Below are 24,340 nucleotides of genomic sequence, written 5' to 3'. Positions count from 1 at the left end.
TTGCCGAACGCCGGGCGGGTGCGATGTCGCCGCAGTGGTGACCCTTGCGCGCGGCGGGGCCGCCCAACCTCAGATGTCGTCGGCGTCGACGATGCGGTAGGCGTACCCCTGCTCGGCCAGGAAACGTTGCCGATGAGCCGCGAAATCGGCGTCCACGGTGTCGCGGGTGACGACGCTGTAGAAGTGCGCCGTTCGGCCATCGCTCTTCGGACGCAACACGCGCCCAAGACGCTGCGCTTCCTCCTGGCGGGAGCCGAACGTGCCGCTGACCTGGATCGCCACCGAAGCCTCCGGCAGGTCGATGGAGAAGTTCGCCACCTTGCTCACGACCAAGGTCGTGATCTCGCCGGTGCGAAAAGCCTCGAAGAGTTTGCGGCGTTGGGTCACCGAACTGGCCCCGGTGATGAGTTCGGCATCCAACCGCCCGGCGAGGGTCTCCAGTTGATCGAGGTACTGCCCGATGACCAGGGTGGGTTCCCCGGCATGGCGCGCCACGAGCCGTTCCACCAGTGCGTCCTTGACGGAGGAGCACGAGGCAAGGCGGTAGCGGTCTTCGGCTTCGGCGGTGGCGTAGGCCATCCGTTCGGCCTCGCCGAGGGCTACCCGCACCTCTACGCAGTCTGCGGGAGCGATGTACCCCTGGGACTCGATGTCTTTCCATGGCGCGTCGAAGCGTTTGGGGCCGATGAGGGAGAAGACGTCGTTCTCGCGGCCGTCCTCGCGCACCAGGGTGGCGGTCAGCCCCAACCGGCGACGTGCCTGCAGGTCGGCGGTCATCCGAAAGATCGGGGCTGGCAGCAGATGCACCTCGTCGTAGACGACAAGACCCCAGTCCCGAGCATCGAGTAGGTCCAGGTGGGTGTAGGCGCCCTTTCGCCGCGTGGTCAACACTTGATAGGTCGCGATGGTCACCGGGCGGATCTCCTTGCGGGCGCCCGAATACTCCCCGATCTCGTCCTCGGTCAGGCTGGTCCGGGCCAGCAGCTCATCTCGCCACTGCCGGGCCGCGACCGTGTTGGTCACCAGGATGAGGGTGGTCGCGCTGGCGCGGGCCATCGCTCCCGCGCCGACCAGGGTCTTACCGGCGCCACACGGCAGCACGATCACCCCGGAGCCGCCGTGCCAGAAACCCTCCACCGCTTGCTCTTGATATGGCCGCAGACTCCACCCGTCCTGGTTGAGGCTGATGGGGTGTGCCTCGCCGTCGACATAGCCGGCCCGGTCCTCAGCCGGCCAGCCGACCTTGAGCAGCTCCTGCTTGAGATGCCCGCGTTCGGAGGGGTGCACGAGCACGGTGCGCTCATCGAGACGAGCGCCCAGCAGCGGCGCAATCTTGCGATGGCGCAGAACCTCTTCAAGGACTGGCACATCGGTCGTGCGCAGTACGAGCGCGCCATCCCCGGCGCCGGCGAACCGGCCCGCCTCGGAACCGTCCTCCTTCTCCAACACCAGCCGTCCGTACCGATCCATCGTGTCGGCGATGTCGACGAGTAGCGAATGCGGGACGGGGTAGCGGCTGTAGGTGACCAGGGCGTCGACCACCTGCTCGGCGTCATGCCCGGCGGCCCGCGCGTTCCACAACCCCAGGGAGGTCACGCGGTAGGTGTGCATATGTTCGGGCGCGCGCTCCAGCTCGGCAAAGGGAGCGATAGCCCGCCGTGCTTGCGCGGACTGCGGGTGATCTACCTCCAGGAGCAGCGTCTTGTCGCTCTGGACAATAAGTGGGCCATCGCTCATCCCTACAGCATGCCGGACCCGCGCGACAGGAGTTCGCTCAGGCAGGAGCGCGCCAGGCCCAGCGAGCCGTAGGCAAGGCCGGCGCAGCGGGCCAGAGCCAGCAACTGGGTATCGCGCAACTGGTCCAGGTGAGCGGGATTGCGCACGTACAGCAGGTCGGCCTCCACAAGGTGGTGGGCTTCTTCTTGGTCCGGGTCCGCCCAGGGTGTCGGCGCCAGCGGCCAGGTTTTCGTGGCCACCACCTGGTGCGGCACCAGCCCGATCTGGCGCAGCAGCACGTCGATTTCGCCGGCGCTGGGTTGGCCGAGGTAGAGCCGGTGGTAGTTGACCTCGATCTGGACGGCGAGAACCTCGGACAGCGCGCGTCGGCCATGCTCGATGATGAGGCCCTCCGCGCCCTGGACATCGATCTTGAGGTAGTCGACTCGTTCGATGTCGGGCAGATCATCCAGGCGGTGCGTACGCACCGGGGTGCGCTGGACCACCTTCGCCAGGCGCGGGAAGTCCACGAGCACCGCCAACTGAGCGGGGTCCGGTTCGAGAATGGAGGAGAAACCCGAAGAGGCACAGATCGACAGAACATGTTTGCGGCCGTCGCCCAGGGCGTAGGGCAGGTAACGCTCATGTGGGCCGGCCTGTTCGGTAAGTCGTTGCAGCGCTTCCGGTTGCGGTTCGAAGCCGGTCACTCGGGCCAGGCCCGCCTGCAGCAACGGCAGGTAGGGCGGGTCGCCGTCGATCGGGTTGGCGCCGATGTCGAGAACTTCGATGGCTTCCGGCGTGGGCAGCCCATCGCCGCTCAGCAGGGCACGGACATCAGCGATGGACTGTGGGGGTCGGGTGTGCACACGGGCCATTCTGGCTGCCAGCTTGCACACCCCGGGCTGTTCGTCGCCGCGCGGTTGAGCCGTCAGGGAGGATGGGACTCGATTGCGCGTGCTGCGAACAAGGAGACCACGATGCGCCGACCCCAGCAGGAGCCTGCAGCGGGCATGCCCGAGAGCGTCACCATCTACGAGGTGGGAGCGCGCGACGGGCTGCAGAACGAGAAGACCACTGTCCCGGTCCAGGTCAAGGCCGAGTTCGTACGACGGCTGCTGGCAGCCGGGCTGGAGCACATCGAGATCACCTCGTTCGTCTCCCCGAAATGGGTGCCACAACTCGCCGACGCCGAAGAGCTGCTGCAAAGTCTCGGCCAGGAGGGTCTGGGGCGCCACCGTCCGGTTCTCGTCCCGAACCTCAAGGGGTTCCAGCGAGCCGAAGCCCTGGGTGTCAGCGCCATCGCCGTCTTCGGTAGCGCCACCGAATCGTTCTCGCAGAAGAACCTGAACTGCTCGGTGTCGGAATCTTTCGCTCGTTTCGAGACCGTGGTGAGCAAAGCCAAGGCCGCAGACATGTGGGTGCGCGGCTACGTCTCGATGTGTTTCGGCGACCCGTGGGAGGGCGATGTCCCGATCGGACAGGTCGTCGAGGTCGCCCGGCGCATGATGGAACTGGGTTGCGATGAGCTTTCTCTCGGCGACACGATCGGGGTCGCGACGACCGGTCACGTCGAGCGGCTGTTGGGTGCGCTGCAGGAGGCGCAGATCCCGCTGGATCGCATCGCCGTGCACTTCCACGACACCTACGGGCAGGCGCTGGCGAACACGCTGGCGGCGGTGCGTGCCGGGGTGCGAATCATCGACTCCTCTGCCGGTGGGCTCGGGGGGTGCCCCTACGCCAAGAGTGCTACCGGCAACCTGGCGACCGAGGACCTCGTGTGGGCCCTGGACGGGATGGGCGTGCACACCGGCGTCGATCTGCCCAAGCTCGTGCAGGCGAGCTTGTGGATGGCCACCCAGCTGGGTCGCCCGTCGGCCTCGAACGTCGTTCGGGCACTGGGTGCCGCATGAGCCAGGACACGCCGGCACCGTCGGTGCCTTCCCCTGGCGAACAAGCGCAGCTGCCCACGGTTCGCCCGGCGCGCATCGAAGACCTGCACGAGATTGTCGACCTCTTGGCCGATGACCCGCTCGGGGCAACCCGCGAGGGCGGTGATCTGGCCCCCTACGCGGCGGCTTTTGCGCGGATCACCGCCGATGCGAACCAGATCCAGGTAGTCGCCGACTTGGGCGGGCAAGTTGTTGGCACCTTGCAGCTGTCGTTCATCCCCAGCCTGACCCGGCGGGGGACGACCCGCGCCCAGATCGAGGGGGTGCGCACGCTGTCCACGATGCGTGGGCGCGGCATCGGAGAAGTGCTGCTGGAGTGGGCTCTTGCAGAGGCGCATCGTCGCGGTGCGGGAATCGTGCAACTCACCTCCGATTCCACCCGCCTCAACGCGCATCGGTTCTACGAACGGTTCGGCTTCGTCGGCAGCCACCTGGGCATGAAACTCGAGCTGCGGAGACGCTGAGCCGCGACGTGCTCGGGCACGTACGGTGAGACAACGACGGGGTGACCGGCGCCACCTCCCCAAGAGCGGGCAGCCGGGCAACCCAGAGCTGCAACGAGAGGTGCCACGTGCGTTCCGGAATCGACCAGCAGGCTATGGACCGATCAGTGCGACCCCAAGACGACCTGTTCGGGTTCGTCAACGGCGGCTGGATCCAGCGGACCCAGATCCCCGAGGACAGGGGACGTTTCGGCTCCTTCGATGAGTTGCGGGAGGCTGCGCAGGCACACGTGCGCACGCTGCTCGACGAGGCCGGCGAGGCGGTGGCCACCGGGCAGGAACAGCCCGATGGCCTCCGGGGCAAGGTGGGGGCGCTCTTCGCCTCGTTCATGGACCAGGAGCGGGTCGAGACGCTTGGGCTCTCACCCATTGCGGCCGACCTCGACGCGGCGCAGGACTGCTCGACAGTGGAGGAGCTGTGGCGCCTGCTGGGCCGGTTGCAGCGCGAAGGGGTCAGCGGCGCTGTGGCGCCGTTCGTCTCCACGGACAACCGTGATTCCGAGCGCTACACCGTCTACCTGGAGCAGGACGGTCTGGGACTGCCGGATGAGGCGTACTACCGCGAGGACCAGCACGCCGGCTTGCGGGAGGAATATGTGGCCCACCTGCGCCGGATGGGTGAGCTGAGCGGGGCCGCGGACCCGGCCGGAGACGCCGAGCTGGTGATGGCCCTGGAGACCAGGCTCGCCGCGTCGCATTGGGATCGGGTGGCCACCCGCGACGCCATCGCCACCTACACCAAGATGACGTTCACCGAACTCACCGAGCTGGCGCCGAACGTGCCCTGGCAGGTGTGGTTCGAGGCGCTGGGTGCGCCCCGAGAACATGTGCAGGAACTGGTCGTCCGGCAGCCGAGTTTCCTGACCGGCCTTTCCGAAGCGCTGCAGCAGGAGCCGTTGCGGGCCTGGCAGGCGTGGCTGCGCCGCCGCATCCTGGGGGCCTTCGCCCCCTATCTGAACGAGGCTTTCACCGCCGAATCCTTCGACTTCTACGGTCGCGCCCTCAGCGGCACCCCGAAGAACCGGGAGCGGTGGAAGCGCGCCACCGACCTGGTTGATTCGTTGATGGGGGAGGCGGCCGGACAGCTGTATGTGGAGCGTCATTTCCCGCCTCAGGCCAAGGAGCGGATGCTCACCCTGGTCGACAACGTGGTGGAGGCCTATCGGCGTGACATCACGACGCTGGCGTGGATGAGTGAAGAGACGAAGGCCAAGGCGTTGGAGAAGCTGTCGGCATTCACCCCCAAGATCGCCTACCCCGATACCTGGCGCGACTATTCGGGGCTGCACGTCGACCCTGTCGACCTGGTGGGCAACGTCCGGCGCGGTTCGGCGTTCGAAGCCGACCGGGACTGGGCCAAACTCGGCGGACCCATCCAACGGGGCGAATGGTTGATGACTCCGCAGACGGTCAACGCCTACTACAACCCCGGCATGAACGAGATCGTCTTCCCCGCTGCGATCCTGCAGCCGCCGTTCTTCGACGTCGAGGCGGATGACGCCGTCAACTACGGCGCCATCGGGGCGGTCATCGGCCACGAGATCGGGCACGGCTTCGACGATCAGGGATCGCGCTACGACGGCGCGGGCAACCTCGTGGAGTGGTGGACCCAGAACGACCGGGACGCTTTCGACGCGCTGGCGGCGAAACTCATCGCGCAATATGACGCGTTCTCTCCCCGTGAACTCCCGGAGGAACACGTCAATGGCTCATTGACGGTGGGGGAGAACATCGGCGACCTCGGCGGGGTGACGATCGCTCACCTGGCGTATCGGATCTCGCTCGGCTCCGGTGGCCTGGACAGCGCCCCCGTGATCGACGGGATGACCGGCGAGCAGCGCTTCTTCGCCGGTTGGGCTCAGGTGTGGCGGATGAAGGCGCGCACGGAGGAGACCAAGCGTCTGTTGAACATCGACCCGCATTCCCCCGGGGAGTTCCGCGCCAACATCGTGCGTAACCTCACCGAATTCCACCGGGCCTTTGAGGTGGCCCCCGGCGACGGACTGTGGCTGGACGAAGAAGAACGCGTCCGGATCTGGTGACACCCGTGGTGGCGCTCAGGTCGTGAGCGCCACCACGGCAGGTGTGGGGCTATGGGGGACTACGTTTCCCCGCTCCGGCTTCAGAGGTCGCCAGCCACCCCGGTGACCCGGTGCACAGACAGTGTGCGAACCCCGGCGCCCTCGACGACGCCTTGGACCATCCCGGCGGCTATCCGGGTTGGGCGGAAACGCAGCCGGGCCTTGGTGCCGTCGGATTCGGCGATCCCCACCCAGACCGTCTCTCCTTCGGCCATCGCTCGGCGCAGCAGCCCCAGCGCGACCGCCGGGTCGCAGACCGGCAGCGCCGGGCCGACCCGTTCCGGGGCAGCCTCTTCTTGGACCCGCAGCTGTTCACCGGCGCGCATCGCGGCCACGATGGATTCGATCTCTTGCGGGTCAGGCCGCACCTGAGGCGGTGAGGACAGCGGTGGCTGAGGCGCGCGGTGCGGCGCCGGGGACGCTGCCACCAGATGGCCGTCCGGGCCTTCCGCGACGGGCGCCAGCCCGCAATCCCGCAGCAGCGACAGCAGGGTGGCGCCCGGTACCGAGGTCACCAGCACCGTGGGTGCCAGGCGCCGCAGCCCGGCCGGGGCCAGCTCGGCGCGCGCCAGGATGTCCTCCAGCAGTGCCACGTCATCGCTGCGCACATAGGAGCGGGCGCCTCCGACGCGGGCCTGGCCGTGGCGGCGGCCGAGGTCTTCCACCAGGTAGGTCAGCGGCTGCGGAATCGGGGTGCGGCTGGCCCCCGACAGGGTGCGCAGCACATCGTCGACGCTCCAACCCTCGTCCAGCAGCCGGCGCAGGCTCGCCGGGGTGAACCGGTACACGGTGGCGCCGCCGCGGGACTCCACATCGGCCGCCAGGCGCAGGAACGAGGCCAGCCGAGGCGTCATCCGTCCCGGCGCGACCGCCGTCAGGTCGGCTTGCAGCAGCACTTCCTCGACCGGCGGGGGGATCGCGGCGGCGGCTTCAAGCCGGGCGCCGTCATCGTCCTCGGCCTCAGGCAGCAGACGTCCGGCGTTGGTGAGCGCGCCGCCGGCAGTGACGCCGAGCAATTCCAGCTCGGCATACACGGCCGTCACGGCCTGATCCATGGAGCCGGCCGCTCGTAGCGGGCGCAGCCAGCGGACCCGCGCCGCCACGTCGGTGGCGTCCAGCCCAGCCCCGGGTTCCACTGACGCCAGCACCTGCACGACGTCACGACGGACCCCGCGCACGGCGGCCCAGGAGGCGTCCGCGGACAGCGCGTTGATAGCGGTGGGGCGCTCGCTGGTGCGGGTCCCGGCAAGGTGCGGGGCGGCCGGCATGCCGAGCCAGGCGCGCACGAGTTGACCCCAACGACGAGCGTCGTCCATCGCCAGCCATTCCTCGGCAGCGGGTGTGGGCGCCCAAGCGGGTTCGTAAGCGCCGTCCTCACGCACGAGTCCGGCGGCGCGAACGACCTCGACCAGTAGCGCAGCCTCGTGGGGGCGCAGGTCCAGCCGGGTGCTCAGCCGCGTGAAGTCGCGTACTGCCAGCCCGCCGGAGCGAAGCACGCGCGGCGGTTCAGCTCCCCAACGTTCCAGCAGATCCTCGACCAGAGCGAGGAATTCCCCAGCCCGGATCCCGCCCGCGGCGTCGATCTCAGCGGGTTCACCCGGGCGCAGGTTCACCGGCGGCGGGTCGAGATCTTCGTGGCGGCTCAACCGGCCCCCGCGCAGCGCGAGCGCGATCGGGCGGGGCAGGATCACCGATCCGACGCCTTCACCGCCCTCACGAAGCAAGCCCACCTCGATCAACCAGCGAGAGGCAGCGCCGAGAGGGCCGGTGGGGTCCAGCGTCCCGTTCGGAGGTCCCCAGGTGAGGCGGCGCAGGATCTCGGCTGCCCCTTGAGGGGCCGGGCGGGTGCGGGTCGCCACAGCAGCCACGACGGCTTCCGGCGCAGCTGCGGCCAGATCTGCGACGAGCGCGGCTGCGGCCTCGTCGTTGGGGGCAGCGGGGGCCAACCCGGCGATGTGCGGGCCGAGCGCGTCGATGACGGGGCGGTGCACGTACAGGCCCCCGACGCCGTTCCACAGCAGCGCCAGCTCATGCAGATCGCGGCACAGGCCGGTGAATCGGCGGCGCGGGCACCCCAACAGACGTGCCCCGCGGGCTTCTTCGATCGGTTCGGGGCACAGCGCCGCGGCTTGTAGCGCTCGCAGGTGGGCCGTGTCCAGATCGTCCAGAGCACGTCGGGCGCTGGCCGGGGTGCCGGCGCGCGCCGCCAGCGTGGTCAAATCTGCCGGGGCTGGGCGAGCGAGGTCGGGCCGGCCGGCGAGCAGCGCCGCGAGTTCGGCGTCGGTTCGCTCACGCAACTCCTTGGCAAGGCTGCGCGCGCGCCCGGTTCGGCGGCGTGGCGTTGCGGAGGCCGGTGAGGATGACGGTGGCATTCCACCCACGCTACTCGTGGCCGGGGCCGGGGGTGGCCTTGTGTCAGCCGGGGCCCTGATTACCGACAAAACCGGCGCAGTTACCGCTGATCGTGCCAGGGCGCCCGTTGACCGGCGTATGGAGTGCCGAAACCTTGAGCCGGAGCCTCCCGGGGGCCAGGATGGCAACGATCCATTCTGCTTCTCACCAGCTCATGCACACTGTCGTGCCGCCCCGGAGGTTCTCGATGACGCAAGCCCCTGCACCTTCCTACGCAGTCGGCGAGAGCGAGGTCCCGCTCTTGGAGGAGACGATCGGGGCGAACCTGGAGAGGACGGTGGCGCGCTTCGGTGAGAGGGAGGCTCTCGTCGATGTGCCCAGCGGGCGCCGTTGGACGTATGCGCAATTCGATGCCGACGTCAACCAGGTGGCGAAGGGGCTGCTGGCCGGCGGGATCGAGGCCGGTGAGCGGGTGGGCATCTGGTCCCCCAACTGTCCGGAGTGGACCATCTTGCAGTACGCCACCGCCAAGGTCGGCGCAATCCTGGTCAACGTCAACCCGGCCTACCGCAGTCACGAACTGGACTACGTGGTCAACCAGTCGGGCATGCGCATGCTGGTCAGCGCGGTCTCCTTCAAGACTTCCCAGTACCAGAAGATGGTCGAGCAGATTCGGGGCAAGAGCGCAGGGCTGGAATGGGTGGTCTACCTGGGCGAAGACAGCTGGAGCGAGCTGGCCCGTAGCGGCGCCGAGGTTCCGGATGAGCAACTGCGCGAGCGGATGGAGTCCCTTTCGCCCACGCAGGCCATCAACATTCAGTACACCTCGGGCACGACAGGCTTCCCCAAGGGCGCGACCTTGTCGCACCGCAATATCCTCAACAACGGTTTCTTCGTCGGCGAGATGGTGCGTTATACCGAGGCCGACCGGGTGTGCATCCCAGTGCCCTTCTACCACTGCTTCGGCATGGTGATGGGTAACCTCGCTGCCACTTCGCACGGCGCCGCGATGGTCATCCCGGCGCAGTCTTTCGACCCCACCGCCACGCTGACGGCGGTCGCGCAGGAGAAATGCACCTCGCTGTACGGGGTGCCCACGATGTTCATTGCCGAGTTGGGACTGGAGAACTTCCCGGACTACGACCTGTCCAGCCTGCGTACCGGCATCATGGCCGGTTCGCCGTGCCCGGTGGAGGTGATGAAGAACGTCATCGACCGGATGCACATGGGGCAGGTGGCGATCAACTACGGGATGACGGAGACCTCACCGGTTTCCACCTCCACCCGCCCCGAGGACAACCTGCAGCGGCGCACCGAGACGGTGGGCCGGGTGATGCCGCACCTGGAGGTCAAGATCATCGACCCGGCCACCTGGGACACCGTGGAGCGGGGTCAGACCGGGGAGTTCTGCACCCGAGGCTACTCGGTGATGAAGGGCTACTGGGCCCAGCCGGACAAGACCTCCGAGGCCATCGACTCCGAGGGCTGGATGCACACCGGCGACCTCGCCGTGATGGATCAGGATGGCTACTGCTCCATCGTGGGCCGCATCAAAGACATGGTGATCCGCGGCGGGGAGAACATCTACCCGCGCGAGATCGAGGAGTTCCTCTACGGCCACCCCAGCATTGCCGACGTCCAGGTGATCGGGGTGCCTGATGAGAAGTACGGCGAGGAACTCATGGCATGGGTCATCACCAAACCGGGTGTGGGCGAAGTGACGGTGCAGGACATCAAAGAGTTCTGCACCGGGCGCCTGGCGCACTACAAAGTGCCTCGGTATGTGCACTGCGTCGAGACCTTCCCGATGACTGTCACCGGCAAGATCCGCAAGGTCGACATGCGGGAACGGGCGATCGAACTCCTCGGTTTGCAGCAGGCTTCCGCGACTAGACACGCCTGAGCCCGTCCCGCCCCTTACCGTCGGCTGCCGCTTAGCAGGCCGGGGCGTTAGCCTGGGCATGGTGGGCGTACTTCGCCTGCGCTGACCTACTGATGAGCAAGAGGTGAACGGTGCCGACTGGCAAAGTCAAGTTCTACGACGCCGAGAAGGGTTTCGGCTTCGTGCATGGCGACGACGGCGAGGACGTGTTCCTGCCCTCGAGTGCGCTGCCTTCGGGCATCACCACGCTCAAGGCCGGCACCCGACTGGAGTACAGCGTCGCGCAGGGGCGCAAGGGTGCCCAGGCAATGCATGTGGTGGTCCTGGAGCGGGCGCCTTCGGTGGCTGAGGCCCAACATGCCAAGCACCGCCTGCCCGCCGATCAGATGGTGGTCATCATCGAAGACCTCATCAAACTGCTCGATCGCACCTCGAACGACTTCCGACGCGACCGCTACCCCGACAAACGGGAGTCCGCCAAGGTCGCGGCCGTGCTGCGTGCGGTAGCCACCAACCTCGACGGGGAGTGACTGTGGCGCCGGTCAAGAAAGACCTCACCCTGGCTGCTGCGGTCGACATCGCCAAGGAGGCCGCGCAAAGCATCGCCGAGCCGGGAACCGTGGGCGAATACCTCGGCATGGTGATGGACGCCGAACGTCTGGCGACGCATTCTTTCGTGTGCACCGCCGCGGCCTATCGCGGTTGGCGCTGGGCGGTTGTGGTGGCGCGGGCGCCGCGCAGTCGCAAGGTCACCGTCTGTGAGACGCACCTGCTGCCGGGGCCGGACTCTGTTCTGGCTCCTGCGTGGGTGCCGTATGCCGAGCGGCTCGCCCCGGGCGACCTCGGCGACTCCGATGTGCTGCCCTACATCGACGAAGATCCTCACCTGGAGGCCGGGTTCGAAGCCACCGGCGAGGAAGACGTCGACGCGATGGCCTTGTGGGAGTTGGGGTTGGGCAGGGCGCGGGTGCTGTCGGCAGAAGGCCGGGAGGCGGCTGCTCAGCGCTGGTATGACGGTACGCACGGCCCGCACTCGGATGCCGCCCAGCACGCGAGCGCCCCCTGCAGCAGCTGTGGCTATTACGTTCCGCTGGCCGGCGCGTTGCGCTCGGTGTTCGGGGTATGCGCACATGCCTGGTCACCCTCGGACGGGCAGGTCGTCAGTTTGGACCACGGATGCGGGGCGCACAGTGAGACTGACGTGAGCCGTCAGGGCGTCCACGAAATCCCGGCACCGATCGTCGACGATCTGGCATTCGACGTCCTTACCTGAGCCGCCACCGCGCCCAGACGTAGCCGATCGCCCCCAACACCAGGCCGATCAGGGCTGAGGAGAACCACCAGGCGCGTTCGCCGCTGTGCCATTGCGGGACTGCCAATGTCGCGCTGAGGGCCAACAGCCACCCGCCGCAGCCGACCGCGACGATGAAGGCGACCGGAACCGGGATCGGTTCGGGGTCGGGTCGCCAGACGCGCCGGTTCGGGCTCGGGGCCTCATTCACGGGATTGAGCTTAGCGGTCGCTATGGGCGGATGGCAGGCGCAACTGTCCGAGCCTCTAGCATGACCCCATGCCCAGCTCAACCCCTGCCACGCGAGCGCCTGCAGCCAGTTCAGGCAGCGCCCTTGACCGATACTTCCGCATCTCTGAGCGTGGCAGCACGCTCGGACGTGAGGTCCGTGGCGGGTTCGCCACCTTCTTCACGATGGCCTACATCGTCGTCCTCAACCCGCTGATCATCGGCACCGTCCAAGACAGCACAGGCGCTTACCTCGGTGGTGGTAGCGAGCCGAACCTGGCTCTTGTCGCCTCGGGTACGGCCCTCATCGCCGGACTCATGTCGATTCTCATGGGACTCGTCGCGAACTACCCGCTGGCGTTGGCGGCTGGTCTTGGACTCAACGCATTCGTCGCTTTCGGGGTCGCCTCGCTGCCCGGGATGACCTGGGCCGATGCGATGGGACTCATCGTCCTTGAGGGAATCCTCATCCTGGTGCTGGTCCTGACCGGTTTCCGGCGCGCGGTCTTCCACGCCATCCCTGCCCAGCTCAAGACCGCGATCAGTGTCGGCATCGGCTTGTTCATCGCCCTGGTCGGGCTCTTCGACGCAGGCATCGTCCGCAAGGCGCCCGCGACCCCGGTCGAGCTCGGCGTCGGTGGCTTCCTCGCCGGGTGGCCGACCCTGGTGTTCGTCGTCGTGCTGATGGCGATCATCATCATGATGGTGCGCAACGTTTCCGGCGCAATCCTGTACGGCATCATCGGCGGCACCCTCATGGCCATCACCGTCGAGGCGTTGACCAAAGTGGGTTCACAGGCCGACGCCACCGGCAAGATCATCAACCCGACCGGGTGGGGCTTGAACGTGCCGCGGCTGCCGGATCACCTCTTCGACCAGCCTGATTTCGCCCTGCTGGGCCACTTCAACCTGTTCGGTTCGTTCGGCAAGATCGGCTTCGTCGCGGCGGGGCTGTTGATCTTCACCCTGATGTTGGCGGACTTCTTCGACACGATGGGCACCATGGTCGCCATCGGCGCCGAGGCCGGTCTGCTGGACGAGGAAGGCAACCCCCCGAACAGCCAGCGAATCCTCGTCGTGGACTCCATCGGCGCTATCGCCGGCGGCATGGGAAGCGTGAGCAGCAACACCGCCTACATCGAGTCCGCTTCCGGCGTGGGCGAGGGGGCCCGCACCGGTTTGGCTTCGGTCGTGACCGGCGTGCTTTTCCTGATAGCGACGACCCTGTCGCCGTTGGTGGCCGTGGTGCCTTACGAGGCGGCCACCCCGGCCCTGGTCGTCGTGGGCTTCCTGATGATGCAGCAGGTCACCGGCATCGACTGGCAGGACCTCGACATCGCCATCCCAGCCTTCTTGACGATCGTGCTCATGCCGTTCACCTACTCGATCACGGCGGGGATCGGCGCCGGGTTCGTCACCTACGTCGTCATCAAGGTGGCCCGCGGCCAGGCGGGGCGCCTGCACCCACTGATGTGGCTGGTCTCGTTGCTGTTCGTCGTCTACTTCGCAATCGACCCCATCAAGGACATCCTCGGCGTCTCCTGACCCCCGTGAACAGACCCCGTTGAGCAACGGGCCGGCATGCGTCAATCCCACGTGTGTCGGCCCGTTGGCGATGGTGGATGATGGTGGTTTGGCTTAAAGGGGGGTAAGGATGGCGAGCGCAACATTCAGGTCGTTCACGGGACGCAACTTCCGGTTGTTCTTCCTCGGGGCATTGGTCTCCAACGTCGGCACCTGGATGGGGCGCACCGCTCAGGCCTGGCTGGTGCTGGTCGAACTCACTGAGCATTCGGCGCCCGCGCTGGGTTTGGTGACGGCGCTGCAGTTCTTGCCGATGGTGTTGTTGGCGCCGTGGGCTGGACTGATCGCTGACAGGTTTGCCAAACGGCGCATTCTGACCCTGACTCAGGGCTCGATGGCTCTCATCCAGTTGGTCACGGGACTGCTCATCATCACCGGAACCGCCACGCTCGCTCTGGTGTACCTGTTGACGTTCCTGCTGGGGGCGGCTTCGGCGATCGACGCCCCGGCCCGGCAGGCGTTCGTCTCAGAGGTTGTCGGGCCGGATCTGCTGAGTAACGCCATCGGCCTCAACAGCGCAAATTTCAACGCTGCCCGCTTGGTCGGCCCGGGGCTCGCCGGGTTGCTGATCGCGGTGATCGGAACCGGCGGGGTCTTCCTGCTCAGTGCGGTGACGTTCGCGGCCATCATCACCTCGCTGTGGGCAATGAACCCGGCTCTGATCGACGCGGCGCCCAAGGTGCGCGGACGGGGCCGGCTCCGGGAGGGGCTGACCTATGTGGCGCACCGGCCGGACATCTTGCTCATCTTCGCCATCGTCTTCCTGCTGGGCACCTTCGGAATGAACTTCCAGATGACCACGGCGTTGATGGCCACGACAGTCTACGAGCGGGGCCCGAAAGATTACGGCATCCTCGGTTCGGTGATGGCGGTCGGCTCGCTGGCTGCAGCGTTGCTGGCGGCTCGGCGTTCACGTCCGCGGCTGCGCACGATCCTGCTCGCGCTGGCAGCTTTCGCGCTCGCCAACACGGCGGCGGCGCTCGCGCCGAGCTATGAACTGTTCGCGGTGCTGCTGGTGCCGGTCGGGCTTGCCGCCTTGACCGTGTTGCCGACGGCCAACTCAATCGTGCAGCTTGCGGTTGAGCCGGAGATGCGCGGCCGGGTCATGTCGCTCTACATGGCCATCTTCATGGGTGGCACCCCGGTGGGGGCGCCCCTGTTGGGCTGGGTCGGGGAGCGATACGGGGCCCGCTGGACGTTGCTCGCCGGTTCGCTGGCAGCGGTGCTGGCACTTGTCATCGCGCTGGTGCACCTCGTCGGGTTCGGCGGGGTGCGGGTGCGCTACCGTCGGGGCGTCACGCCACGGTTCGCCGTCACCCGTGTCGGCGCGACACCGCATCCGGAGGTGACCCCGTGACTCCAGGCTTTCGCCGCATCGTCGTGCTCGTCGCGCTGGTCGGCATGTTGCTCGCCGTGGTCATCGCGCCGCTGTTCTGAGGGGGCGACGGCCCGGCTCAGAGTTGGCCGACCACGTGGTCGACGCAGCGGGTCAACGCGCTGATGTCCTCGGGCTCGACGGCCGGGAACATGGCCACTCGCAGCTGGTTGCGGCCCAGCTTGCGGTAAGGCTCCACGTCGAGCACGCCGTTCGCCCGTAGTACGGCGGCCACTTGTGCCGCGTCCACCTCAGCGGCGAAGTCGATGGTGCCCACGACTTGGCTACGTGAGCCCGGGTCGCTGACGAAGGGCGTGGCGTACGGCGATGATTCGGCCCAGCCGTACAGCCGTTGGGCGCTGTCGGCGGTGCGCGCGGTAGCGAATGCCAGCCCGCCTTGGGAGAGCATCCACTCGATCTGGTTGCTCATCAGCAGCAGGGTGCTCAAGGCGGGGGTGTTGTAGGTCTGGTTCTTGCGGGAGTTCTCGATGGCGGTGGGCAGGCTGAAGAAGTCCGGGATCCATCGCCCCGAAGCGGCGATCTGCTCGACGCGGGCCAACGCGGCGGGGGACATCAGCGCGAACCAGAGCCCGCCATCGGAGGCGAAGCACTTCTGGGGTGCGAAGTAGTAAACGTCGACGGCAGCTGCGTCCACGGGCAGTCCACCAGCGCCGGAGGTGGCGTCGATGACGATGAGCGAATCCTGGTCGGCGCCCGGCACCCGGTGCACCGGTGCCATCACTCCGGTGGATGTCTCGTTGTGCGGCCAAGCGTAGACGTCGACGCCTGGTTCGGCCCGGGGGTCACAGCGGGTTCCCGGGTTGGCGGTGATCACGCTCGGTTCGCCCAGGAAGGGGGCTTTGGCCGTCACCGAGGCGAACTTGGTGGAGAACTCCCCGAAGCAGAGGTGTTGGGCGCGCTCACGCACCAGGCCGAACGCGGCGATGTCCCAGAAGGCTGTCGAGCCTCCGTTGCCGAGGATGACCTCGTACCCTTCGGGCAGTGCGAAGAGGGCCCGTAGCCCTTCGCGGATGTCCGCTACCAGGGACTTGACGGGCATCTGGCGGTGGGATGTCCCCAGCAGGTGAGTCGCCCGGGCTGCCAGATCTGCCACCTGCGCGGGGCGCACCTTGCTGGGGCCGCAGCCGAATCGGCCGTCACCGGGCAACAGGTCGGCGGGGATGGTGATGTGCTGGGTCACGGCGGGGCACCTTCTCGAGCAGGGATCGGGCGGGCGCGAACATCTACGTGGGGAAGTCTTCCACAGCAACTCTGGCGCACCCCGCTGCAGGCGGGGCGAAGCTCTGTGGCGGGGCCCATCTGGATCTCAGGAGCCAAGGCGGGTGTGGTCTGGTCAGACGCCAGGCAGCTCGTGCAGGGCGCGCGGTGGCAGTCCGCCATAGCGGGCAGGCGGGTGCACCGAGCCCCCGGTCTGTTTCTGCTCCAGGATGTGTGCCGACCAGCCTGCGGTGCGCGCGCAGGCGAACAGGGAGCTGAACGCTTCCGGGGGCACCTGAGCGAAATCGAGAATGACCGCAGCCCAGTAGTCGAGGGTGGTGGAGACCTCGGGTCCGTGGTGGGCGCGCAGTACCTCCAAGGCGGCGGTTTCCACCGCGCACGCTAGCTCGTAGCGTGGCACCCCCAGTTGCTGGCAGATACGCCGGATCGCCCCAGCCCGCGGGTCCTCAGTGCGATAGAAGCGGTGTTCGAAGCCCATGAGGCGTTGCCCCGAGGCCAGCAGTTGGGTGATGTACATACTCGGATCCTGGCTGCGTTCTGCAGCCTCCAGGACAGGCAGCACCCGTGAGGGGGCCCCGCCATGCAGCGGCCCGCTGAGCGCCCCGACTGCAGCAGACATGCAGGCGGCCACGTCGGCCCCGGTAGAGGCTACGACGCGAGCGGTCAGCGTCGAGGGGCTGAGTCCGTGTTCGGCGGCGGCGACGAAGTAGGCATCGAGTGCCTTCACGTGCGCGGGGTCGGGTTCCCCGCGCCAGCGCACCAGGAAGCGTTGCGCGACGGACTCTGCCCGATCGATCACCCGTTGCGGAACAACCGGCAGTTCCGGCCCCCGCGCGGACTGGGCAACGAAGGACAGGGTCAGCACCGAAGCCCGAGCCAGATTCTCCAAAGCCTGTTCTGCGTCGATGTCGTGTAGTGGCCGGAAACCCCAGACCGGGGCCAAGGTCGCCAGCGCACTCTGGACGTCGGCGCGCAGGCTGCCGGTGCGGGCCGGTAGCGGGTGGGGCTCGGCCGGCGGCAGATTAGTTTGGAGATCGTCGCAGACCAGCAGTCCCCACACCCGGTCGAACGAGACGTGGCCGACCAACTCGTTGATGTCCACACCTCGATAACGCAGCACCGAACTGATCGGGTCTGCCTGCGCGATGCGGGTCTCGAGCGTGGCCTGCGCAGCGGTCTCGCCCTCTTGGTGACGGGGCATGGCCCCATGATGCAACGGGTGTTGCCCAGGTCACGAATCCGGTGCGCGCCCGACGGCGACCAGACGGGCCGCTCGAGGTGGAGGGGGGCGACAAGAGTTCGGCGAGGCCGTTGGGGAACGACCTCGCCGACCGTGACAACCCGGGGGAAGTCGTCACGGCACCGGCCAGGGGAAGCCGGCTCTACACACAGCCCGAGCGCCTTCGACACAGTCGGGGAATCCGTGTCTACTGCAGGGGCTGTACAGAAAAAGGTTAGGACCCTGAGGGCGTAACCTCAAATGATTGAGGTGGCGGTTTCGCTGAACCCTGGTGTCGTCTGGACCAGCGAAGATGTCTCATGCGGGCGTCGCGCAAGTCGTGGACCGTGGACGGGCCGAGCCGCCTAGGTAATGCAATATGCGCAGGGAGTGAGAAGGTAGACAGGTGACCGATCTCATCGACACCACGGAGATGTACCTCCGCATCGTCTTCGAGCTAGAAGAAGAAGGCGTGCCCGTGCTGCGCGCCCGAATCGTGGAACGTCTCGGCCACTCCGGGCCGACTGTCTCCCAGACCGTCGGCCGGATGGAGCGTGACGGGTTGCTGACCGTTAAACCAGACCGCAGCGTCGTCCTCTCCGCTGAGGGCCGACGACGCGCAACTCGGGTGATGCGCAAACACCGCCTCGCCGAGCGGCTGTTAAGCGATGTGCTGGGCTTGGAGTACGCCTATGTGCACGACGAGGCCTGCCGCTGGGAGCATGTCATCAGCGAGCGGGTGGAACGCAAGATCCTCAAACTATTGGCGGACCACGAACGCAGCCCCTACGGCAACCCCATCCCCGGGTTGGCCGAGCTGGGGCTGGAAGAGAGCCAACTCCAGGCCGCCTCGCCTGCCACGAGTGTGGACGCACCAGGTCGCGTCGTGCTGGAGCGGATCGGTGAGCCGTTACAGGTGGACGGGGAATTGCTGGACGCCTTGCGGACTGCCGGGATGTGCCCGGGGGTAGAGATAAGTCTCGCCACGGACGACACCGATGTGGTGCTCAGCAACGATGCAGGGCAGGTGCGGTTGACTCGCGATCAGGCGGTTCACGTGTTCGTTCGCCCCGTCACTCAAGGTGATTGAGACGCACATCACAGGTCGGTCGAGATTGATTGATTAGGGCCGATTTTCAGCTGTAGGGCGCTCAGACGCCCGGGGACAAATTGCCCAAATGGCCGGTTTTGGGTACTGATCTGTGATCTTTGCGTGACTCTTCTGTGTCCTTTCCGGTACTTTCAGCTCGGCACCCACCCCTGGGTGTCTCTCCTATCGGAACGCCGAGTCCTGCCGCCGTCCGGAGATGTGACCGAGTAACCAGGTCGGCAGGAGCGGGGGACCCACGTATGTGGCCACCTCGGTGGCCTCGGGGTGAAGCCATCCACGCGATCCGCGTGACATGGCCGGGTGATGCACTCCCACCCGAACCCGACAGCTCACCTCGCAGGCGGTAGGAGAGGCCATCCTTCTATGTCAACACGCTATGCCGGGCGCCACCGAGCTGCTCAGACCGGCTCACGTCGCCAGTTCTCCCGTGGGGTCGGCCCGGCTTCAGTCGCGAGCATCATGCTCGCCTCGAGCGCGCTGATCGCTTCGCTCGCGGTACCTGCCGCTGCGGATCCGGACCCTTCGGACCGGGTCGTAGCCGCGCAACCAGCCTACGAAGACCCCTCGGAGCAAGGCGACTACACCTCGCCTCGCCCGGAGGCGCAGTTGGAGGCCGCCCCGCAGGAGGCGCCTACTCAGGCTGAGCCAGCGCCGCAGGTAAGCCCTTCGCCCGCCCCCACTCAGGTGCCCGCGCAGAAGAAGCCTGCCCCGGCCGCTTCAGCACCGGCGCGTAAAAAGGTCACCGCCAAAGCCGCTACCCCGGCCCAGGGGAATGCCAACGGTGAAATGGGCGCCGGCGTCGGGGTCGTGTCCATCGCCTCAAGCTTGAGCGGTATCTCCTACCGCTGGGGCGGCACCACTCCCCGCGGGTTCGACTGCAGTGGCTACACACGCTACGTCTACCGCAAGGCGGGTGTGTCGTTACCGCGCACGGCGGCCCAGCAGCAGCGCGCCACCAAACGTGTCTCCAAGCCGCGTCCGGGAGACCTCGTCTTCTTCGGTCGCCCTGCGCATCACGTGGGCATCTACGCCGGTAACGGCAAGATGTACGACGCTCCCCGCCGTGGGCGCTCCACCGGCTTGCACAAGATCTGGTCCTCCAAGGTCAGCTACGGACGAGTCCGCTGAGCGGCATCTGCAGATGGGCGTCTCGTAGCTGACTCCAGCATGGCCCGGTGCGTCATTGGCGCGCCGGGCCATGCTGCGTGAACCGGGTTGTCGGTGGCGCCGGATACGGTCACCACAACGAAACAACCCGGCCCAGGAGGTGGAGATGGCGTCTGTTCGGTTCCTGCAGACCAGCGACTGGCAGTTGGGCATGACGCGGCATTTCCTCCGCCCGGAGGCACAGGCTCGCTACACGGCGGCGCGGATCGATGCGATCCATGCCATGGCTGGCCTCGCCGGGAAACATGCCTGCGATTTCGTGGTGGTTGCCGGCGACGTCTTCGAGAGCAACCTGATCGCCTCCCAAACCATTCGCCGCGCCATGCAGGCGTTGGCCGAGATGCCCTGCCCGGTCTATCTGCTGCCCGGAAACCACGATCCGCTGGATGCTGCCAGCGTGTACGACACGGATACCTTCACGGCGTGCTGCCCTGAAAACGTGGTCGTGCTGCGTCAGCCCGGGCCGTATGTGGTCAGCGCGGGCGTGGAGATCCTCGCTGCCCCGTGGGCGACCAAGAATGTGCTGGGTGACCTGGCGGCCCGTGCCCTGTCAGGCTGTGAGGCCGACGGCACTGTGCGGTTGCTGCTGGCCCACGGCATCGTCGATGTGCTCAGTCCCGATCCCAACGATGTCTCGATGTTGCACCTGGAGGCGATGGAGCAGGCCCTGGGCAAGCGCATCATCCACCACGTTGCCCTCGGCGACCGGCACTCGCGGCTGTCTGTGGGTGTCAGCGGCCGGGTCTGGTATTCGGGCTCTCCGGAGGTGACGAGTTTCGTCGAGGACGCTCCGGGGGAGGTGCTCATAGTCGAGATGGATTCGGCCGGTGGGCACACGGTGCAGAGCGAGCAGGTGGGCACCTGGTCCTTCGTCGACCTGCGACGGCATGTGGACACCTCCGCCGACCTCGAAGCGCTGCAGCACGAGCTGGCGGGGTTGCGCCCGGCCGATCGCACCGTGGTGCGCACCGCGCTGACCGGCACCTTGCGGTTGGCCGACAAGGCGCGCCTGGAGCAGATCCTGGCCGAGGCCGACGACCTGTTCGCCGGCCGGTTCACCTGGGACCGGCACGAGGACCTCGCGGTCATCATCGACGAGGCCGAGCTCGGCGACCTTGGTGTCGGTGGTTTCGCTTCCCAGGCCGCACAGGAGTTGGCTGAGCTGGCGGCGGGCAGTGGCGAGCAGGCAGTCTGCGCGCGGGATGCGCTGTCGTTGCTCTACCGGCTCGCGGGGGGTGGAGTGCGATGAAGCTGCACCGGCTCCAACTCCATAACGTCAAGGGCGTTACGGATCGCTGCATCGAGCTGCCAGAGCGGGGTGTGGTCGTCCTCGAAGGTCGCAACGAGGTCGGCAAGACCTCGATGCTGGAGGCGCTCGATCTGCTTATCGACGAGAAGGACTCCAGTCGTAAGCGCCACGTGCTGGCCGCCCGGCCGGTCGGTCAGGACGTCGCCAGTTGCGTCGAGGCTGAGATGAGCAGTGGACCGTACCGCTTCGTCTACCGCAAGCAGTGGTTCAAGCAGCCAGCGACGACGCTGACGATCACGGCGCCGCGCCGCGAACACCTCACCGGGGTGGCCGCGCATGAGCGGGTACAGGAGATCCTCGCAACGACGACGGATTTGGACCTGTGGCGCGCGTTGCGTCTCATGCAGGCGACGCCGCTGAATCAATGCGACCTCGCGTCGAGTTCGGCGTTGGCCGCGGCTCTGGACGAAGCCGCCGGGCTGGCGCAACCGACAGCCGGAGCCGAGGCAGACACCCTGTTGGCCTCGGTCGAGGCCGAATACCGCCGGTACTTCACCGCCACGGGTAAACCCACCGGCGAATACCGCGCGCTGAGCGAGCGGGTTGAGCGCGCCGAACAGGGTGTCTGCGAGGCCCAGAGCGCGGTCGATGAGGTCGAGGCCGACGTTCAGCGGCACGCCCTCCTGTGCGAGGAATCGCACAACACGACTGTGGAACTGGAGCGTGCTCGCGAAGATCTGGTCCGGCTCGAGCAGGAGTGGGGTCAACTCTCGGAACTGCTGGATCAGCGGGAGCAGGCCAGCCGGGCCCGTAGCGCCGCCACCTCCGAAGCCAATCTGCATCGGGAACGTTTGGAGGCCCGTCAAGCTCTGGTGGAGAAGGTTGCTGCGCGGGCGTCTGCGGCTGCTGCTGCGCAGACAGAGGCTGCCGGTCTCGCTGCCGAGCTGGGTCCGCACCAGGAGCACCTTGGCGAGCTCACCGAACGCCGCGACGCCGAGGCCGCGGCGGTGGCATCGTTGCGGCATCAGGCGGCTCAGGCCGAGGCCGATATGGCGTTGGTGGGTGACATCGCCGACCTGGCGGAGCTGGTGGCCGACATCGAGCGGTTGGAGAGCGCGCTCGAAGGGCGGGCCCAGGCCCGCCGCCAGTTCGAGAAATATCGCGTCGATGAGGCCACGCTGGAAGCGGTGACCCGCACCCACCAGGCCTGGCAGCTTGCTCTGGCCGAGCAGCGTGCCGCCAGTGCCCGCATGCACATCACCGCGCTTGCCGACGGGCAGCAGGTCACCGTCTCCGGTGAAGCGGCGACGTTGGTGCAGGGGGAATCGCTGGAACGCAGCCTGGAGGAGCCGATCGATCTCGTGCTGGCAGACCTGCTGTCGGTGCGGATCGAACCAGAGGCAGGTGCCGGTGCCCGAGCCGACGCCGTCGCTGCCGCCCGAGCGGAACTGGATGCTGCTCTGGCTTCGGCCGGGGCTGCGGATGTGCAGGAGGCCCAGCGGCTGCATCACAAACACCGGGAGGCCGCTGCTGCGTTGCGCGCGGCCGAGAACGACGTCGCTGCGATCGGCGCAGGTAGCGGCATTGAGGAGCGTCGAGAGCGGCGCGAGGCGCTGCAGGCCCACATCGAGGAGCGGCTTGCCGAGCGCCAGGATGAGGGTTTGCGCACGGACGTCGAACAGCAGAAGGGCGCTCTTTCGCAGGCGCGGACGCAGGAAGAAGCAAGTCGGGCGCGGCTGGAAGTGCTGGAGGCCCAGGTGCGGGCGGTGCGCGACGCGGTGCAGACGGGCCTCATCCGGCTGGCACGTGCTGAGACGCGGCGTGACTCAACGCGGGTGGACGCCGAGAACGCCGAGGCCGAGCTGCGTCAGGCCCGAGAGAAGGCCGCCGATGAGGCGCTGGAGACGGCGCTGCAGAGCGCGACGGAGGCCGCGGAGCAGGCTGAGCGCGCATGGCGTGAGGTGGAGGCGCTGGTAGGTGGGCGCGACCCGGAGCTGTTGCGGGTGCACGTCGCGGGCGCGCAGGCAGCGGTGCAGGCGATAGGCGAACGCCAGGAGAGGTCCCGCGGGGAGTTGCTCGCCGTGCAGGCGCGGCTTTCCTTCGCGGGTGGTCAGGGGCGGGCCGAGCAGCTGGATCGGGCGCGCTCAGAGTTGGTGCACGCGCAACGCGAATTCGATTCGATCGATCGCCGGGCTCGGGCGGCGGCCTTGCTGCACGAGACGATGACGCGGCATCGCAGCGAGGCCACACGGGCCTATGTCGAGCCGTTCGGTCAAGCCGTCACCCGGCTGGGTCGGGTGGTCTACGGCGAAGACTTCGATGTAGAGGTCGACCGGAGCCTGTGCATCCAGGCGCGGGTGCTTGATGGGCAGCGGATCGACTATGCGGCCCTGTCGACGGGGGCCAAGGAGCAGTTGGCGATCCTCACCCGGTTGGCGTGTGCCTCGCTCGTCGACTCTGAGCAGGGCGCGCCGGTCATCATCGACGATGCCCTGGGCTATTCCGACCCCGACAAGTTGCGTCGGGTGTGTTCGGCCTTCTCGCTGGTGGGCGATGACGCTCAGGTCTTGCTGCTGACCTGTACCCCTGGGCGCTACGCCGCCATCCCGGACGCGCACGTTATCCGGCTCTGAGGGCGGTGGGTCTCGGCTGCGGGCTAGCGGCTGGCGGTCGGTCCTGTTCTGGGTGACAGCGTCCTCTTCCGTGAACGCAGGGTTGACGCATGCGTGGGGGCTTATATTAGGTTGGACGCATGAGTACGTGGAAATCTCAACCTAGCTGCATGGCGGCGGCCAACCTGTTCAAGGTGCTGTCCTCGCCGTTGCGGGTCGGGATTCTTCTGCGGCTCGATGAGCGCCCGCACACGGTCGGCGAGTTGGCGGATGTCTTCGGGGCGTCGCAGCCACTCGTCTCGCAGCACTTGAAGGTGCTTCGGCAGAGCTGTCTCGTGCAGGCGGATCGTCACGGCCGTGAGATGTCGTATCGCCTCATGGATGACCACGTGACCCACATGGTGGCGGACGCTGTCGCGCACGCCCGCGAGCACGATCCGGCCACCCCAGCACAGACCCATGCCCCAGGAAAGGATGCGTCATGACGCACACCCAGCACGAAGAGCACACCCACCAGCACGGCGCCGATTGCGGCCACGACACTATTCAGCACGGTGACCACGTGGACTACCTCCACGACGGCCACGCCCACCGCGAGCACGACGGCCATTACGACGAGTGCGACGTCTGCGCCTGCACGAAGTGCGGCACCGAGTGCACGTGCTCGAACTGCACGTGTGAGGACTGCACCTGCGCCAACTGCTCGCACACTGCCTGAGTGCGTTAGCCCTGCGCTTGCCGCGGACGGCCCGGCCCCCGAGTTGATCGGGGGCCGGGCCGTT

Annotated in this window: 20 protein-coding genes and 1 riboswitch; of the genes, 14 read left to right on the top strand and 6 right to left on the bottom strand. The window is 67.4% G+C overall.

The annotated features are described in order from the left end of the window. Nucleotides 1–69 precede the first annotated feature (69 nt). Both G9V96_RS06375 and G9V96_RS06370 read right to left on the bottom strand, forming a co-directional pair. Nucleotides 70–1,737, bottom strand: a complete 1,668-nt coding sequence (locus G9V96_RS06375; protein ID WP_168582291.1) for a DNA repair helicase XPB — start codon at nt 1,735–1,737, stop codon at nt 70–72. Nucleotides 1,738–1,739: 2 nt separating this feature from the next. Further along, nucleotides 1,740–2,582: an FkbM family methyltransferase gene (locus G9V96_RS06370; RefSeq protein ID WP_226913526.1), complete on the bottom strand. Its 843-nt coding sequence runs from the start codon at nt 2,580–2,582 to the stop codon at nt 1,740–1,742. A gap of 111 nt (nt 2,583–2,693) precedes the next feature. Between G9V96_RS06370 and G9V96_RS06365 the strand changes: the two genes are divergently transcribed. The 3 genes from G9V96_RS06365 (at nt 2,694) to G9V96_RS06355 (ending at nt 6,210) form a co-directional block, all read left to right on the top strand. Then, entirely contained in the window at nt 2,694–3,626 is a 933-nt protein-coding gene (locus G9V96_RS06365) for a hydroxymethylglutaryl-CoA lyase (RefSeq protein WP_168582289.1), read from the top strand. After that, nucleotides 3,623–4,129, top strand: a complete 507-nt coding sequence (locus tag G9V96_RS06360; protein WP_168582288.1) for a GNAT family N-acetyltransferase — start codon at nt 3,623–3,625, stop codon at nt 4,127–4,129. Before G9V96_RS06365 ends, G9V96_RS06360 begins: the two co-directional genes overlap by 4 nt. Before the next feature lie 134 nt (nt 4,130–4,263). Next, on the top strand, nt 4,264–6,210 hold the full coding sequence (locus G9V96_RS06355) for a M13 family metallopeptidase (RefSeq protein WP_168582287.1): 1,947 nt from the start codon (nt 4,264–4,266) through the stop codon (nt 6,208–6,210). An 80-nt stretch (nt 6,211–6,290) separates the two neighbouring features. Here G9V96_RS06355 and G9V96_RS06350 read toward each other — a convergent pair whose 3' ends face one another. Beyond that, nucleotides 6,291–8,621, bottom strand: coding sequence for a helicase-associated domain-containing protein (locus G9V96_RS06350; RefSeq protein WP_168582286.1), 2,331 nt, complete (start codon nt 8,619–8,621; stop codon nt 6,291–6,293). A 227-nt stretch (nt 8,622–8,848) separates the two neighbouring features. Here G9V96_RS06350 and G9V96_RS06345 point away from each other — a divergent pair, with 227 nt between their 5' ends. The 3 genes from G9V96_RS06345 (at nt 8,849) to G9V96_RS06335 (ending at nt 11,756) form a co-directional block, all read left to right on the top strand. Beyond that, nucleotides 8,849–10,504: an AMP-binding protein gene (locus G9V96_RS06345; protein ID WP_168582285.1), complete on the top strand. Its 1,656-nt coding sequence runs from the start codon at nt 8,849–8,851 to the stop codon at nt 10,502–10,504. Between the two features lie 110 nt (nt 10,505–10,614). Further along, on the top strand, nt 10,615–11,013 hold the full coding sequence (locus G9V96_RS06340; RefSeq protein WP_168582284.1) for a cold-shock protein: 399 nt from the start codon (nt 10,615–10,617) through the stop codon (nt 11,011–11,013). 2 nt (nt 11,014–11,015) lie between these two features. Then, entirely contained in the window at nt 11,016–11,756 is a 741-nt protein-coding gene (locus G9V96_RS06335; protein WP_168582283.1) for a DUF3027 domain-containing protein, read from the top strand. Here G9V96_RS06335 and G9V96_RS06330 read toward each other — a convergent pair. Further along, entirely contained in the window at nt 11,749–11,985 is a 237-nt protein-coding gene (locus G9V96_RS06330; RefSeq protein ID WP_168582282.1) for a DUF2530 domain-containing protein, read from the bottom strand. The genes G9V96_RS06335 and G9V96_RS06330 overlap by 8 nt on opposite strands. A 68-nt stretch (nt 11,986–12,053) precedes the next feature. On the opposite strand from G9V96_RS06330, the gene G9V96_RS06325 reads away from it, so the two are divergent. Both G9V96_RS06325 and G9V96_RS06320 read left to right on the top strand, forming a co-directional pair. Further along, nucleotides 12,054–13,547: an NCS2 family permease gene (locus G9V96_RS06325; protein ID WP_168582281.1), complete on the top strand. Its 1,494-nt coding sequence runs from the start codon at nt 12,054–12,056 to the stop codon at nt 13,545–13,547. A gap of 109 nt (nt 13,548–13,656) precedes the next feature. Continuing rightward, the gene (locus tag G9V96_RS06320) at nt 13,657–14,943 is read left to right on the top strand and encodes an MFS transporter (RefSeq protein ID WP_168582280.1); all 1,287 of its coding nucleotides are present in this window, start codon (nt 13,657–13,659) and stop codon (nt 14,941–14,943) included. A 97-nt stretch (nt 14,944–15,040) separates the two neighbouring features. On the opposite strand, the gene serC is transcribed toward G9V96_RS06320, so the two are convergent. Together serC and G9V96_RS06310 are read right to left on the bottom strand one after the other, a co-directional pair. Further along, the gene (gene serC / locus G9V96_RS06315; RefSeq protein WP_168582279.1) at nt 15,041–16,162 is read right to left on the bottom strand and encodes a phosphoserine transaminase; all 1,122 of its coding nucleotides are present in this window, start codon (nt 16,160–16,162) and stop codon (nt 15,041–15,043) included. A gap of 153 nt (nt 16,163–16,315) precedes the next feature. After that, complete coding sequence (locus G9V96_RS06310; RefSeq protein WP_168582278.1) at nt 16,316–17,401, bottom strand: citrate synthase 2; 1,086 nt, start codon at nt 17,399–17,401, stop codon at nt 16,316–16,318. A gap of 424 nt (nt 17,402–17,825) precedes the next feature. On the opposite strand from G9V96_RS06310, the gene G9V96_RS06305 reads away from it, so the two are divergent. The 6 genes from G9V96_RS06305 (at nt 17,826) to G9V96_RS15090 (ending at nt 24,276) form a co-directional block, all read left to right on the top strand. After that, nucleotides 17,826–18,509 (top strand): metal-dependent transcriptional regulator, encoded by a 684-nt coding sequence (locus tag G9V96_RS06305; protein WP_168582277.1) that lies wholly within the window; start codon nt 17,826–17,828, stop codon nt 18,507–18,509. Between the two features lie 190 nt (nt 18,510–18,699). Beyond that, nucleotides 18,700–18,887: riboswitch (cyclic di-AMP (ydaO/yuaA leader) on the top strand. 6 nt (nt 18,888–18,893) lie between these two features. After that, nucleotides 18,894–19,658 carry a C40 family peptidase gene (locus tag G9V96_RS06300; protein ID WP_226913524.1) on the top strand — a complete coding sequence of 255 codons (765 nt, stop codon included), beginning with the start codon at nt 18,894–18,896 and terminating at the stop codon, nt 19,656–19,658. Between the two features lie 145 nt (nt 19,659–19,803). Then, entirely contained in the window at nt 19,804–20,946 is a 1,143-nt protein-coding gene (locus G9V96_RS06295; protein WP_168582276.1) for a metallophosphoesterase family protein, read from the top strand. Continuing rightward, nucleotides 20,943–23,579 carry an ATP-binding protein gene (locus tag G9V96_RS06290; RefSeq protein ID WP_168582275.1) on the top strand — a complete coding sequence of 879 codons (2,637 nt, stop codon included), beginning with the start codon at nt 20,943–20,945 and terminating at the stop codon, nt 23,577–23,579. Before G9V96_RS06295 ends, G9V96_RS06290 begins: the two co-directional genes overlap by 4 nt. Nucleotides 23,580–23,728: 149 nt before the next feature. Beyond that, entirely contained in the window at nt 23,729–24,043 is a 315-nt protein-coding gene (locus tag G9V96_RS06285; RefSeq protein ID WP_226913522.1) for an ArsR/SmtB family transcription factor, read from the top strand. After that, nucleotides 24,040–24,276 (top strand): hypothetical protein, encoded by a 237-nt coding sequence (locus tag G9V96_RS15090; RefSeq protein WP_168582273.1) that lies wholly within the window; start codon nt 24,040–24,042, stop codon nt 24,274–24,276. Before G9V96_RS06285 ends, G9V96_RS15090 begins: the two co-directional genes overlap by 4 nt. Nucleotides 24,277–24,340 lie beyond the last annotated feature (64 nt).

Origin of the sequence: Gephyromycinifex aptenodytis (assembly GCF_012277275.1) — a bacterium.
GTDB lineage: Bacteria > Actinomycetota > Actinomycetes > Actinomycetales > Dermatophilaceae > Gephyromycinifex > Gephyromycinifex aptenodytis.
This window is presented reverse-complemented; position numbering and strand designations above follow the sequence as displayed.